The organism is Spirosoma migulaei (assembly GCF_054776855.1).
The window spans coordinates 5,272-20,272 of sequence record NZ_BAAHBG010000039.1 but is presented as its reverse complement, the minus strand read 5'-3'; the positions used below and the strand labels follow the sequence as shown (position 1 = coordinate 20,272).

Sequence of the window (15,001 nt, the reverse complement as noted above, 5' to 3'; positions counted from 1 at the left end):
GTGTCGCGTAAGCCTAAATCACACATCGTAATTCGTAAATCGTAAATTCTTATGCTTCCTGCGGCATCAAGCCATTCTTAATCAGAATCTCTCGGGCCAGGTTCAGATAACTGACGGCTCCTTTGCTGTCGGCATCCTGCGCCAGGGCCGGAACGCCAAAGCTGGGCGATTCGCTCAGCCGAATGTTACGCGGAATGATGGTACTGAATACCATCTGCTGGAAGTGGCTCGTGACTTCGCCTACAACCTGATTTGACAGACGAACACGCAAATCATACATCGTCAGCAAAATGCCTTCAATAGCCAGATGTGTGTTTAGCCGCGACTGAATAATCTTTATGGTATTGAGCAGTTTGCCCAACCCTTCGAGTGCAAAATACTCGCACTGAACCGGAATAATGACCGAGTCAGCGGCAGTCAGGCTATTAATCGTAATGAGACCTAATGAAGGCGAGCAGTCAATAATGATGAAGTCGTAGTCGTCCCGAATGCTATCGAGCGTTGTCTTCATCTTATCCTCCCGGTTCTGAAGGTTAATCATTTCGATCTCAGCCCCGACCAGGTCGATATGGGACGGCAGCAAATCCAGATTCGGAAAGTCCGTCTGAATAATAGCGTCCTGAGGGCGAACCCCCTCGACCATACATTCGTAAATGCTGTTCTCGATTTCTTTCGGATTGTAACCTAACCCTGACGTGGAGTTCGCCTGTGGATCAGCATCAACAATGAGCGTCTGAAATTCGAGGGCGGCCAAACTGGCGGCCAAATTGATTGTTGTCGTAGTTTTACCGACGCCCCCCTTTTGGTTGGCGATAGCAATGACTTTACCCATGGGTCTGTGCGTTGCAGTCCCAAAGATGCCGGATAGTTTCCACGAAAGCAAGAACTGTTCCACGGAATGTTCCACAAAATTTAATTAGCTATGCTTCGCACTGATACTCAGTAGCTAATCAAAAAGGTTCATACTAACTTAATCTGACGATGTAGTAGCAATTGCCAACAGCCGGGTAGTTTAGCTACTCAATCCATCATTCACATCTATCCCTCTTTCATAACTAAGGGGCAGAAGCCCTATATTTATCCTCTCGATTCTGTCACTGTAACTTCTATGAAAATCAACATTACACCAGTTGCTTACGGGCTATTCATTCTATTCAGCTTGTTCGCGCTGGAAGGCTGTCACCGATTCAGCCCAATTACCTCAATCAGTAGCTCTTCATCGGGCTATAAGATTCCAACGGATGACAGTACCTTATATAGTAACAGCTCTCCGTTTCTGATGCCTTATAATCGAATCATCGACGCAGCCGGGAAGTCAGTCAGTTTTGGCGATGCCAGTTTTGAAAACCACAGCCTGGATGCGGTGCTGCTGCCGGATAAGAAAACCCTGGCTGTAGAAGACCGGTATGGTGTCGCTTTTTTCGATGTGAAACAGCAACAGCTCATTTCGCGATGGGATTACAACAAAGGTTCGAGCGTTCGGGGAAGTATGAGCTCCTTCTCGGGCATTAAAGCGATTGTTTATCACGACTCAACCTACATTTTCTGGGGAGCGGGCGGCCGAGGAAAGCCAAACTCCTACGTAATGCAGGCCGTTTGGGACGGCACTCGCGCCCGCCTGGTTCGGACAATTCCATTCGAGGCTATTGCTCCGGCAACTATTGCACTACCCAACGAAGTCGTGGTTAAGGAAGAAGCGGGCGAACTCTATTTATATACAGTCCTGAATGGCAACAATCAATTTGTGAAAGTCAGGGTAAAAGACCAGCAGGTTATCTGGACGACTCCAACCGGCGTTGCCCCTTTCGGCCTGACGATCCTTGGCAATAAAGCCTATATCACGAACTGGGCAGGACCAGTTCCCGATGTAACAAACGGCTTCGAAACCGCCGGTGTGCCCTGGGGAAGTGCCTACATTGACCCGAAGACGGGAGCTATGGCGCGGGGAACAGTGTCGATCATTGATATAAAGCAGGGAAAAGTAGAAAAGGAATTATCCGTTGGGCTACATCCTAACGCCATCATTAGCAGTCCTGACCAGCGATTCTTATATGTAGCTAATGGCAACAGCGATTATGTATCCGTTATTGATGCCCAGGCTCAACAGGTAACTGACTCGATTTTTGTGGGTTTATTCAATCGAGGCAATGGGTATATCGGTAGTACGCCAAATGCCTTAGCTATTAACCCGGAAGGGACTACGCTCTATGTAGCGAATGGGATGGATAACGCACTCTGCGTCATTTCCCTGGGTAGTAAAGCAGCTACTGCGGGTACAGGCAGCCCCCAAATTAAGGGGTACATTCCAACCCAGGCCTACCCATCGGGCATTGTCCTGAATGGCAATGACCTCTACGTGACCAACCTCGAAGCGGTTGGGGCACGCGTGGCCAACCCTGTTGATCAGGGCGGGCAAGGAAAAAACCCGACGAAAAAAGAGTTGAAAGCCTACAACTCTCACAAACAGCTGGCCTCAATCTCCTTCATTCCTGTACCAGATGAGACGCAGTTAGCAGCCTTCACCGAAAAGGTAAAACAGCAGAGTCTTCAGTTTCGGCTGGCGCTAACGGAGCAGGTTCCCCGACCAGGCGTAGCGCCCAAACCCGTGCCCGAACGAATCGGCGAGCCGTCAGTCTTTAAACACGTTCTGTATATTATTAAGGAGAACCGCACCTACGATCAGGTTCTGGGCGATATGTCACAAGGAAGCGGAATGGCCGATTTGTGCATATTTGGCGATAGCATAACTCCCAATCAACACCGGATTGCCCGCAACTACCTGCTGCTCGATAACTACCATGTTTCCGGCAAATCGTCGGCAGAAGGGCACCACTGGGCCAGTGCGGCTATGGTTACCGACTATACCGAGAAGAGCGTGCGGGCCTGGTTCAGAAGTTATCCGCACGTCTTGTACGATGCGATGGTCTACGACAAAAAAGGCCTGATCTGGAATAACGCGCTCGATCACGGCAAAACGGTTCGCTTATACGGCGAAGCCTGCACCTGTCACTTCGATGAGAAACAATACGACTGGCGACGGTTGTATGAACTGCGCCAGGAAAACAAGCCCTTTTCCTTTACAAACACCACGACTATTTCCCGGGTTAGACCTGTGCTTTCGAAGAACTTTCCGGGTTGCGATGATGAAAGCATCAGCGACCAGATGCGCGCCGATGCCTTTATCAATGAGCTAAATGAAACAGCTGCCAACCCAAACGCCGACTTGCCGAACCTGATGGTAATGTCGTTGCCTAACGATCATACGACCGGAACAAACCCAGCCTTCCCAGTACCGAGAGCGATGGTTGCCGATAACGACTTAGCCGTAGGCCGAATTGTGGATGCGATCACGCACAGTCGCTTTGCCGCATCGACCGTCATTTTTATTACGGAAGATGACTCACAGGCGGGTTGGGATCATATATCGGCCTACCGAACCACGGGCTATATTGTCAGTCCCTACTCGCGATTGCAAAAAACCGTTCATACCAATTATAATCAGACGTCTATGGTTCGAACGATGGAGCAGATTTTGGGCTTACCACCAATGAACATCCTGGATGCCACCGCTCTGCCCATGTTTGATTGCTTTTCCGACAATCCGGATCTGTCCTTTAAATATAACGTACTGCCTAATCGCGTTAATTTGAACCTCATGAATCCATCGCCAACAGGATTAAAAGGCCCAGCACTGCGTTTTGCCAACCTCTCTAAACGGCATGGCTTTTTCCTGATTGATCGGGGGCATGATGATCTGCTGAATCGAATTCTATGGTTTACGGCAAAAGGCAAAAAACGCTACCCCGCTGAATTGGCGGGCGCAGAAGAGGATGACGACGATGATGATTAGTAAGGATATAGCGCTAAAGCCTTTAGCTAACTAGCCTAACTATTTTTTACCATAGAGGCACAGACAACGCAGCGTTATGATCAATAGACAGCTCTGTGTTCTCTGTGCCTCTGGTAAAACTGAAGGTAGATGAATACCTTCAGCACCATTGCGTACTACTTTCATTTCGCAAATTCAACTTTATTGTCATGGCCAACTACTCAACACTTCGTTACGGATTTAGCCTGTTTTTACTGCTTGCTACAGCGATCAGTTGTCATCGGCAAAGCAATTCCTCCCAGTCATCGGAAGAAGCTGAAACCTATAAAAAGCTGGCGGCTAATCGAGTTAATTTACCGAATGGCTGGTCCTTAACTCCGCCTGGCCGTAGTCTTGACCTGGATGATTTACCATTGAATCTGGTCGTTTCTCCTTCTAAAAAATACCTGGCAGTTACGAACAATGGACAGAGTACCCAAAGCATTACCCTGATTGATGCCAGCACAGAACAAATCCTGGATACTGCTAAAGTTGGAAAATCCTATTTAGGGCTGGCCTTTAGCGCCGACGAACAGCGATTGTATGCCTCGGGTGGTAACGACAATAAAATCCTGGTCTATAAAATCGAGAATCAACAACTGGTGCCCGACGAGCCAATCGTATTAGGCAAACCCTGGCCGGTTAAAATTTCTCCCACAGGTCTGTGCGTCGATGAGGCAAAAAACCGAATCTACATTGTCACAAAAGAAGATAGCTCGCTCTACATTGCCGATACCCAAACCAAAAAAGTTCTTTTTAGACTGAATCTGGGTGCTGCAGCCTATACCTGTTTATTATCGCCGGATAAGAATGAACTGTTTGTCTCACTCTGGGGCGGCTCGAAGGTGCTGGTCATTAATGTGAATACGCCAGCGATAACGGCTGAAATTGCGACCAATAAGAACCCGAATGATCTGTTGCTCACACACGATGGCAAGTATCTGTTTGTGGCAAACGGCAATGACAATACGGTGGCCCTGCTTGATGTAGCAAAGCGCCAGATAATCGAAACTCTGACCACTTCGCTCTTTCCTAATGCGCCCCTTGGCACTACGCCCAATGGCCTGGCTCTGAGCGATGATGAAAATACGCTCTATATCGCCAATGCCGATAACAACTGTCTGGCCGTGTTCGATGTAAGCCGGAAAGGACATAGCCAGTCAAGCGGCTTTATCCCTACAGGTTGGTACCCAACGTCGGTTAAAGTCATTGGCTCTAAGATCTTCGTTACTAACGGAAAAGGATTCTCCTCGAAAGCCAATCCCCGAGGCCCCAACCCGGTGCGAACGCGGACCCCACAACAAGTTGGCCCTAACCCCCAGGCAAACCCCGGACCTGTGCAGTACATAGCTGGCTTATTCAAAGGTACGCTCTCGATTATTGACACGCCCGATTCCGAAATCCTGGCGGCTTACTCGCGGCTGGTTTATGCCAATACGCCCTACACAAAAAACAAAGAGTTACAGGCGGAAGGCGAAGCGGGCAACCCAATTCCAATGCAGGTGGGTGGGAGCGGCATGTCGTCCCAGTCGCCCATCAAGTATGTGTTCTATATCATTAAGGAGAACCGAACCTACGATCAGATTTTAGGGGATATGAAAGAAGGCAATGGTGACCCAGCACTTTGTCTGTTCCCTGAAAAAGTGACCCCCAACCAGCACGCTTTAGCCAAAGAATTTGTGCTGCTGGACAACTTTTACGTCGATGCGGAAGTCAGTGCGGATGGACACAACTGGTCATCGGCGGCTTATGCCAATGATTATGTTGAAAAAAACTGGGTAACCAGTTATGGCGGTCGGGGTGGTACCTATGATTACGAAGGTCAGAAAGAAATTGCCCACCCACGCGACGGGTTCATTTGGGACCATTGCCAGCGGGCGGGTATTTCGTTCCGAAGTTACGGCTGGTTTGTAGATGGCAAACCCAATATTAAAGTTTTGGATGGCCATTACTGCCCTGATTTCAAAGGATTTAATCTGGGGTATATGGATGCCAGGCGGGAAGAAGCCTGGGAGCAGGATTTTGATGCATTGGTAGCTACCGGAAAATTACCCAGACTCAACACGCTACGCCTGGGAAATGACCATACATCGGGAGCCAAAGTTGGCCTGCCCACCCCGGATGCCGCCGTTGCCGACAATGATTTAGCCGTTGGGAGAATGGTGGAGCACCTTTCCAAAAGCCCAGTCTGGAATGAATCGGTGGTGTTTATTTTAGAGGATGATGCCCAAAACGGTCCCGACCATGTGGATGCACACCGCTCAATTGCGTTTATAGCCGGTGGGTTTGTAAAACGCGGCTATATCGATCATACGATGTATTCCACGTCGGGTATGCTCCGAACGATGGAGCTAATTCTAGGTCTAAAACCCATGAGTCAGTACGATGCGGCTGCTACGCCCATGTGGCGCTGTTTCAACAAAAAAGCAGATTCGACACCGTTTACCGCCCGACCAGCCGGTGTCGATATCAATGAGAAAAACGTAGCGATCAACACCAACTCGAAACGTTCGTCGCTCTTTAACCTGACCCACCCTGACGATATTGACGACCTTATTTTCAGCGAGATTGTGTGGCAAACTGTGCGCGGCCCCAAGAGTATTATGCCTGCCCCACGCCGGGGAGCTTTTGTTCGTTTAGGGAAAGCGGGCGACGAAGAAGAGGACGATGAGGACGATGATGACGATTAAATCCATCAAGAAATAAGAAGAACCCCTGTAAACCCAATTTTCATGCATTATTTCACTCATTTTTTACTCCTTCTTATTCTCCGTACTGCCATTGCCCAAACGGCACCACCCCGACTCATTATCCGTGGTGACGACATGGGGTATGCACACGGGGGCAATGAAGCACTTGTAAAATGCTATAAAGAAGGGATCGAAACATCCATCGAAGTACTTGTCCCTTCGCCCTGGTTCCCGGAAGCCGTTCAACTACTGGCCGAAAATCCAACGGTCGACGTGGGTATTCATTTGACGCTTAGCAGCGAATGGGATAATATCAAATGGAGACCCGTATCCGATTGCCCCAGCCTGAAAGATGCTGACGGCTATTTTTATCCCATGATTTACCCGAATAAAAACTATCCCAAACGTTCAGTTGTGGAAAACAACTGGCAACTGGCCGATGTCGAAAAGGAGTTTCGGGCGCAGATCGAACTGGCCTTAAAAAAGATACCCCGTATTAGTCATATTTCGGGCCACATGGGCTGTACAGGTATGGGAGACGATGTAAAAACGTTAGTCAAAAAACTGGCGAAAGAATATAAAATCGACATTATGCCCAATGAATTGGGAGTAGCCAATGTAAGCTATGTGGGTGCGCATGCCACCTCTCAGGAGAAAATAGAAAGCTTTATAAAGATGCTCGAAAGCCTGGAAGCAGGCAAAACGTATCTGTTTGTCGACCACCCTGGGCTCGATACGCCAGAACTTCGGGCCATCCATCATATTGGCTACGAGCAGGTCGCCATTGATCGTCAGGGTGTAACCGATTGCTGGACAAACCCCCAGGTGAAAGCACTCATTAAAACCAAAGGCATTCAGTTGATAAGCTATAAAGACCTGGCGAGGTAGGTTAAAGAGCGAAAGCGTGAATGAGCGAATACTATGGGATGGCTCCGCTCTTTCACTCATTCACGCTTTCGCTCTTTAATTCACGCCCACACCTTCGTTCCCTCGGTGCAATTTCGGCACATCTCAATTTCGGAGCGGGACCGGAACAGGGTTTGTCGGAAGTCCTGGTAAGCTGAGCCATGCCAAAGGTCGGCGAAGGATTGGGTTTGTAAATCGCCGAGCCGGTGGTGAGCATCTTTGTCGAAGCAGCAAGGCACCACAAGGCCATCCCAGGTTATGACGCAGGAGTGCCACATTTTCCAGCAGTGATCGCCAAAACCGTTTTTGATTTTATAGGTTCCGTCAGTTTGAGGAGCATATCGGCTATACTGATCCAGGGTTGGAATCAGGTCGGAACCCTGTTCGTATTCGTAAATCTGAGCCGTTTTGAGTCCTACTTCATCCACGCCCAGTTCTCGGGCAAGCTTTTTCACTTCAGCAATCTGATGCTCATTGGGCTTCACCACCAGAAATTGAAAAACGACATGAGGTGTCCGGGATTTCAGTTCTTTTTTCCAGCGCAGGATGTTCTTCGTACCTTCGAGCACTTTTTCCAGCTTCCCTCCTACCCTGTACTGCTGATACACTTCCTGCGTGGTGCCGTCAATCGAAATGATTAACCGATCCAATCCCGACTCCACCGTTTTGCGGGCGTTAGCATCTGTGAGGTAGTGCGCATTGGTGCTCGTGGCTGTATAAATATTGCGCTCGGTAGCATAGCGCACCAAATCCAGAAACTGCGGATGCAAATAGGGTTCGCCCTGAAAGTAAAAGATCAGGTACAGTAGGGTTTCGTGGAGTTCGTCAATAGTGCGTTTATAAAGTTCTTCGCCCAGCATACCCGTTGGGCGGGTAAACGACCGCAGTCCACTTGGGCATTCGGGGCAACGCAGGTTACAACTCGTAGTTGGCTCAAACGAGATGGACATGGGTAATCCAAGCTGCCTGGGGTTACCCGTCTGTTTGGCAACGTAATAGCTCGACAGCACTTTAAGCGCATTAGCTACCCGTTTGGGTGTCAGTTTAGAAGCAAAATTAAGGCCGTCGAGTAGGTTGCGATTCATGTAAATTTGGTTCTTCAGGCAATGGCATAGCCTGTAAATGGCCGTTTGTAAGGGGCCTGAAAGGCTAAGACTATATCACTCTTGGCCACACCACGCCGTTCAAGCTCGCCAACAAAGTCAAAATCAGTAGCGTCTTCCTGAACCCAAATTTTACCATCCCGAATATCAATATGAAAAACTGGATAGTATACACGTCGATTATTTTCCCAACCAATAGTCAATATTTGATAATGATCCCGTTGAGTGTCTAGTATAAGTTGCTCTTCGAGTTCATTATTAACCACACTTGTAGATGGTAACTTAGCGTATGACTCCAATAAATCAACTACAATATTACGATAAGTAGTTACCGGGTTATCCATTGCACAATGCGTCTAGTTTGTACGTTATAAACGACTAATGAAATCAATTCCTCTTCCAGCGTTTCGGCAATCAATGCTTTTTGGAAGAACGATTCAAAGATATCAACGTCTATTGCCAGATACAGTTTTCGTTGAATACCTTCTTTTCTCAATCCTCTCCGGTAAACATCATACTGCCCTTTTGCTTCATAAAAGTCGTTTAGCTTTGATTTACCAATGAAGCTTTTCACTTCAATAACAACTTGTTCAGTTCCTCGTTCGGCAGCGAATACTTGTTCAGCAGCCAAATCAACTTCCATTCGCAAACCACCTGATTTTAAAACGAACGGATCGTGGGTAATTGTCCATGCATCTGCTTCGAGTGCTTCCCGAACAAGTTGATGAAATAAATCACGAGCCATTTTATGTCTTTAAATCGATATAGCTACCCGTTTGGGTGTCAGTTTAGAAGCAAAATTAAGGCCGTCGAGAGTAGGTTGCGATTCATTAGGTAAAGGTAATACTCAATAGACTAGTTTTAGCTTAATGAATCGGTCGCTACTCCCTGACTTTTCTGGTTTTCCAGCTTGTAAACCCGGCAACCTTCCTCCTCAAAAACCACCTCACCCTTAGGCAGTTTCGTCATTATATTTGGTAAACTCGCTGTCATACCAGCGGCAAAAACGTAGCCTGTTGGGCTATCATGCGTCCAGGCAATGTAATCTTCCTCACCTGGTGCAACCAGCCATTGAGTCTCTTTACCTACAATTTCAGGCCAGATGCTTTCGGCAAATTTCCGCATGCGTAAGATGGCAGAAAACTGATCGGCGTTTTGCCCCCAGGCAAATGGACCGTGGGTCACTTTATCGGGCTGGCGATCGTCCTCGATCCGGAAAACGTACAATTTAGTATATTCTTCATTAGCACCACGGTCTTCGTGTAGATTCCGAACCTCAAAACCTAATCCTACGTAACTAGGCATATCCGTTAGAAACAGCGCCGTGAAATAGCGAAACAGATTACCGGTACGATAGAACTCATCGAAACGGGGATCGTCTTTATCCGCCGTCATCACGGTAAAATTAGGGGCGAACCGGCGTGTTTTCAGGTACTTGTAGTAATCCGAAAACTGACGCTTGAACTCGGCTGATCCAACCACAATGGACTGCAAATCCCCCAATGTTGAATCGGCCTCTATGGCATCGAGATGATCGAGTTCATTCCCATAACCCATTGTATCAGGTGGAGCCAGAAAGGTCTCAGCAAAAAATGCATAATAAGGAACCTCCTTCGACTGTACGTATTTTTTGATTGCCCGAAGTGGATCATAATAGTCATCAACCATGGCGGGCACGCCCTCGGGTCGCATTTGCACATGAGCCATGTCGCCCCGCATGAAATCGAAGTTATAGGCGCGTTGACAATCATACACTTTACGGCAAATGTAGTCCCAGGCCGGTCGGTTTGGCCGATCGAAATCAAGCTCCCAATTCTGGTTATTGTCTTTGGATTCGTAAAAGCGGTATCGTGCTAACGGGCCAAACACCCGCGACATAGCCTGAGGCTTATCGAATGCGTACTGATACCAGATTTGCCCGTATTCATCGAGCGTATAATCGTCTTTATCAATGTGCAGTCCACGATACGGGGGTGCCATCGTCATCGGCAATGTTTCAAAGCCCTGTTCCGTGAGGTGCCGAATCAGAGCTATCCGCCGGTTCAGTCGTCCACCATAATCATGTGGATTACCAAACAAAATACGAAAACGCTGATCATCCATCAGTATGCCGATGTCCGTCGAGAAAAAAACGTCTTTGGCAAACGTTAATGGTGTCCCATCCGCGGCACCACGATACTTTAGAAACTGCCAGATAGCCTCTTCAACGTACCGATACACAAAGCTGGAATAATCAGCCAGTTCATCGGGTTTGCCTGATTTCACATCCCGCTGAACCCATTCGAACAGGGACGGGCAAGCCAGCACCATTTCCGAAAACCGATCCGTATGCGGAATTACATCCATGCCCACCGTGCGGCCCATGGCGTGAAGCAGGTTCGTAACTACTTTAAGCTGCTTTTCAACGGTATCCAGAGCGGGAACGAAACTGGCCAGCGCTACATCAAAAAACTCCGGGTTGATTTGCCAGCTCACCATGCCATACAAGCTACCAACTACGCCCGGCTCCCAAATAGGCAATAGATGAATACTGTCGTGACTAGCTGGTAAGGTAAGCGCATAGTTAATAATAGCCCAAAACGAGCCTATGGTCCGGACGTTTACCCCAACCATATTACTCTGTTTAAGCCACGAGCCATCTGAATAAATTTTGGCAGGGCTATCAATGGTTTCAGCCGGATTTAAGGCCCGGCGCAACGTATCGTTACCTAATCGCTTATGCAGAATTTCAAGCGTTTGATAGACCGAAAAACGCACAGCGGTTTGGGGCAACAAATTAGGAATGAACGACAAACGCCCCGATTGATAGGTGTCTGTGTACAGGCTGTACTGTTGATTCCAGTCGGCTTGTAAGTTGCTGATCGAGTTCGCCATGGGGCAAATGTAAACGCACTTTTTATAAAACCAAATGCCGTTATTTTGTGTCGTTCTGACACCTGAGCAGTCTGTTTTGCGCGGTTCAGCTTAGTATGTTCGCAGCACTTTCAGCCTATGATTCTTATTGATACGAATGTGCGGATTACTGATCAGGTGAAACAGAATACCACTAAGAACTAATGTACCAACTACGGGCAGCGTATTACTGTAAAAGCCTCGATTGTTCACCACATCGGCCAGTAAATATACCCCTCCGGCAATTGGGAAGAGGGTTCCGGCAGCTGTTATGAACGGAATCCGCCGGTGAAGCATAACCGTTTTTATTTCATCGAACCGGAAGGTTACAGGTTCGTCACGGTTCATCACCTCGTTGGCCATCAGGATACTGAAGGTGCTATCTGTTACATCATACAACTGCTCATTGTATTTTTCCCCCCGCGCCTTAAAGTGAAGTTCATCGCCAATAAAATAACGATACCGCCGGAAGCCGCCCAGAGTGTGGTTTACATCGAGAGCCAGGTAGCGTGAGGGGCGCAGCAATGCCGCATACGCAGTACCCTTTCGTTGCAGAAGTTGTTCGGTCGTAAGCGTATCCTGTGGCTGCGCATACACAACTAAACCAGTAAAAAAACAAGCCAGAACCAGACAGGAGCGAAAAAGCATAGTGGGTAAGAAACAAATGAGGTGGTTGGGTAATAAAGCCAAAACTACCTCATTTGTTTCTTAAAAAAATGTTAAGATGATACTTCGCTTACCCGGCTAGTCTTCTCCTCTTAGCTCCCATTAATTACTGCCGATCGTTTTCCGGCTGTTCACATCCTCAATTTGCTCACGTTTGGCAATGATGCGCTTATCGTGACCCAACGCCCGGCCGCACCTGTGCAAAGGCAAATTCAGTACACACGCAACTGGCGGTGATCATCCGAAAAAATCGTTATATGTACAGGATAATGAGGTGGTATAGCTCCTATACAGGAATGGAACGTTTAATTATTTGGGGAAACCGATGAAATAATTAGTCGGCTTACAGAACTTTGCGCCCATGATTACTGCCGAACAACTCCGAACGTTTACCGAACAAATCTTTATAGCTATCGGCTGCTCTGAGACCGATGCCCGTTTAGCCGCCGATGTACTCGTTAGCGCCGACTTGCGGGGTGTTGACTCGCATGGTGTAGCACGTCTGCCCGGCTACGTCCGGCTCTACGACCTTGAGCGCATCAACCCTAAGCCGCACATGCGAATTGTACACGAGACCCCCTCAACAGCTGTTGTTGACGGCGACCGCGGACTGGGTCTTGTTGTAGGTCCGTGGGCTATGCAAGTGGCTATTGACAAAGCGAAAATTGCCGGAACCGGCTGGGTGGCGGTACGTAACTCCAATCACTTCGGCATTGCCGGTTACCATGCCCTATTAGCTTCCGAGCACGACATGATTGGGCAGGCCATGACACATGCGGCTCCACTTGTAGCACCTACGTTTTCGCTGGATAAACTCCTGGGTACGAATCCGATTGCCGTGGCCATACCGGCAGCTACAGAACCCACTTTTCTGGCCGATTTTGCATCGACGGCAGTTGCGTATGGCAAACTCGAGATTTTACAGCGTAAGGGGCAGGACATTCCCCTGGGCTGGGCACAAAACTCAGAGGGTCAACCAACTAACGATGCCAACGCGATTCGGAATGGGGGCGCCCTCTTACCCCTCGGCACCGACCGTGAACATGGTTCTCACAAAGGCTACGGGCTGGGAGCCATTGTTGATATTTTTTCGGGCGTGCTATCAGGCGCGAACTACGGCCCCTGGGTTCCGCCCTTTGCCACGGCAGGCTTCATGCAGGCCAATGAGGGTGTAGGCGTAGGAACGGGACACTTTTTTGGTGCGATGCGGATTGATGCGTTCCGACCTGCCGACGAGTTTAAAACCCATATGGATACCTGGATTCAACGATTCCGTCAGGCAAAAGCCGTTGAGGGCAAACAGGTACTGATTCCCGGTGATCCCGAGCGCATGATGGAAGCCGAACGATTAGCCAATGGAATTCCAGTAGTAGAACCCGTGATAAAAAGCTTAGAGGTGTTAGGCGAACGCTTTGGGGTTAAATTGTAAAAATGGCCCGCAGATTAGGCTGATTTACGCGGATAAAAATCATAATAAATCAGCCTAATCTGCGTCATCTGCGTGCTATACCTACCATTAATTTTTCAAAACCAAATCCATATGAACTACCGAAAACTCGGCAAAACAGGCTTTACTAGTTCCGAGATTAGCCTCGGCACCTGGCAAGTGGGTGGCAAATGGGGCGATCCCTTCAGCCACGATAACGCCGACCGTATTCTTAACGAAGCCGTTGATGCCGGGATTAATTTCATCGACACGGCCGATGTGTATGGCGATGGCGAAAGCGAGAAAGCCGTTGGTCGACTGGTGCGTTCGCGCTCCGAACAAATTTTTGTGGCTACCAAATGTGGCCGTCGACTACAGCCGCATACCAACGAAGCGTATCAACCCAAAGCGCTCCGCAACTTTGTAGACGATAGCCTGCGAAACATGGGACTTGAAACCCTCGATCTGATTCAATTACACTGCCCCCCAACGGACGTATATTATCGACCGGAGATTTTTGAATTGTTCGACCGGCTGAAAGACGAAGGAAAAATTCAGCACCTGGGCGTCAGCGTTGAGAAAGTAGAAGAAGGACTAAAAGCCATCGAATTCCCGAACGTAACCACGGTGCAGATCATTTTCAATATGTTCCGGCAGCGGCCAGCCGAACTGTTTTTTAGTGAAGCCAGCCGTAGGGATGTGGGTATTATTGTTCGGGTACCGCTGGCGAGTGGGCTATTAACCGGTACGTTCAGTCCGGAAACTCACTTTTCAGCCAGCGACCATCGTACGTTTAATCGGCAGGGTGAGGCTTTCGACAAAGGAGAAACATTTTCAGGCGTCGATTACGCTACTGGCTTAGCCGCCGTCGATGAACTTAAAGCCGTTTTCCCAAATGACAGTAATTTAGCACCCGATGCGCTCCGCTGGATTCTTACCTTCGATGCCGTGAGCTGCATAATTCCGGGAGCATCAAAACCGGCCCACCTGACATCAAATCTGCAAGCGATGAAACGCCCGGCTCCTTCGCCAGAACAGATGGCCGCCGTAAAACGCATCTACGACGAGCGCATCAAAAATCCGGTGCATTATCTGTGGTAAACTGTAGATTCTGTGGATTCTATTGATTCTGTTGTGTGCCCCTACAGAATCAATAGAATCCACAGAATCTGAATTTGTTCAACACTAATTCTTCCCGAAGTAAACCTGGAATCCTAAGCTAAAATTCAGGGCTTTAGGAATATTTGGCGTTAGCGCGTTTGTCGTACCGCCGAGATAGCTATTAATAGCGCCTATATCACCCCCTGTATAGGCCAATGCCATATCGAAGCTAACGTGTCTATTCATAAAGAAAGCAACTCCACCCGTCACACTATAAACGGGATAGCTATTGGCCACCCGGAACTGGAAGGTATATACCCCGGCCGATGCCACACTGACGTTATAATCC

At 48.5% G+C, this 15,001-nt stretch carries 12 protein-coding genes; 5 read left to right on the top strand and 7 right to left on the bottom strand.

Features of this window, described 5'->3' with window-relative positions:
- Positions 1-49: 49 nt before the first annotated feature.
- The gene (locus ACYVGO_RS35025) at positions 50-832 is read right to left on the bottom strand and encodes a ParA family protein (protein WP_142775328.1); all 783 of its coding nucleotides are present in this window, start codon (positions 830-832) and stop codon (positions 50-52) included.
- 276 nt (positions 833-1,108) lie between these two features.
- On the opposite strand from ACYVGO_RS35025, the gene ACYVGO_RS35020 reads away from it, so the two are divergent.
- The 3 genes from ACYVGO_RS35020 (at position 1,109) to ACYVGO_RS35010 (ending at position 7,446) form a co-directional block, all read left to right on the top strand.
- The gene (locus ACYVGO_RS35020) at positions 1,109-3,850 is read left to right on the top strand and encodes a bifunctional YncE family protein/alkaline phosphatase family protein (RefSeq protein ID WP_460973356.1); all 2,742 of its coding nucleotides are present in this window, start codon (positions 1,109-1,111) and stop codon (positions 3,848-3,850) included.
- 188 nt (positions 3,851-4,038) lie between these two features.
- Complete coding sequence (locus ACYVGO_RS35015) at positions 4,039-6,558, top strand: bifunctional YncE family protein/alkaline phosphatase family protein (RefSeq protein ID WP_460973355.1); 2,520 nt, start codon at positions 4,039-4,041, stop codon at positions 6,556-6,558.
- Between the two features lie 42 nt (positions 6,559-6,600).
- A complete protein-coding gene (locus tag ACYVGO_RS35010; RefSeq protein ID WP_460973354.1) occupies positions 6,601-7,446 on the top strand; it encodes a polysaccharide deacetylase family protein in 846 nt (281 codons plus the stop codon).
- 80 nt (positions 7,447-7,526) lie between these two features.
- Here ACYVGO_RS35010 and ACYVGO_RS35005 read toward each other — a convergent pair whose 3' ends face one another.
- From ACYVGO_RS35005 to ACYVGO_RS34985, 5 genes are all read right to left on the bottom strand, one after another.
- Positions 7,527-8,549: an SPASM domain-containing protein gene (locus tag ACYVGO_RS35005; RefSeq protein WP_460973353.1), complete on the bottom strand. Its 1,023-nt coding sequence runs from the start codon at positions 8,547-8,549 to the stop codon at positions 7,527-7,529.
- Positions 8,550-8,563: 14 nt separating this feature from the next.
- Positions 8,564-8,911, bottom strand: a complete 348-nt coding sequence (locus tag ACYVGO_RS35000) for an element excision factor XisI family protein (protein WP_460973352.1) — start codon at positions 8,909-8,911, stop codon at positions 8,564-8,566.
- Positions 8,896-9,312 carry an element excision factor XisH family protein gene (locus ACYVGO_RS34995; protein WP_460973351.1) on the bottom strand — a complete coding sequence of 139 codons (417 nt, stop codon included), beginning with the start codon at positions 9,310-9,312 and terminating at the stop codon, positions 8,896-8,898. The genes ACYVGO_RS35000 and ACYVGO_RS34995 overlap by 16 nt, the downstream gene beginning before the upstream one ends.
- Before the next feature lie 116 nt (positions 9,313-9,428).
- Positions 9,429-11,441, bottom strand: a complete 2,013-nt coding sequence (locus tag ACYVGO_RS34990) for a hypothetical protein (protein ID WP_460973350.1) — start codon at positions 11,439-11,441, stop codon at positions 9,429-9,431.
- Between the two features lie 90 nt (positions 11,442-11,531).
- Entirely contained in the window at positions 11,532-12,107 is a 576-nt protein-coding gene (locus ACYVGO_RS34985) for a hypothetical protein (RefSeq protein WP_142775334.1), read from the bottom strand.
- 379 nt (positions 12,108-12,486) lie between these two features.
- On the opposite strand from ACYVGO_RS34985, the gene ACYVGO_RS34980 reads away from it, so the two are divergent.
- The gene (locus ACYVGO_RS34980; RefSeq protein ID WP_142775335.1) at positions 12,487-13,554 is read left to right on the top strand and encodes an Ldh family oxidoreductase; all 1,068 of its coding nucleotides are present in this window, start codon (positions 12,487-12,489) and stop codon (positions 13,552-13,554) included.
- A gap of 111 nt (positions 13,555-13,665) precedes the next feature.
- A complete protein-coding gene (locus tag ACYVGO_RS34975) occupies positions 13,666-14,652 on the top strand; it encodes an aldo/keto reductase (RefSeq protein WP_460973349.1) in 987 nt (328 codons plus the stop codon).
- Between the two features lie 84 nt (positions 14,653-14,736).
- Here the strand turns inward: ACYVGO_RS34975 and ACYVGO_RS34970 are convergent.
- Positions 14,737-15,001: hypothetical protein (locus ACYVGO_RS34970; RefSeq protein ID WP_460973348.1), on the bottom strand; the 265-nt coding region annotated here is incomplete at its 5' end.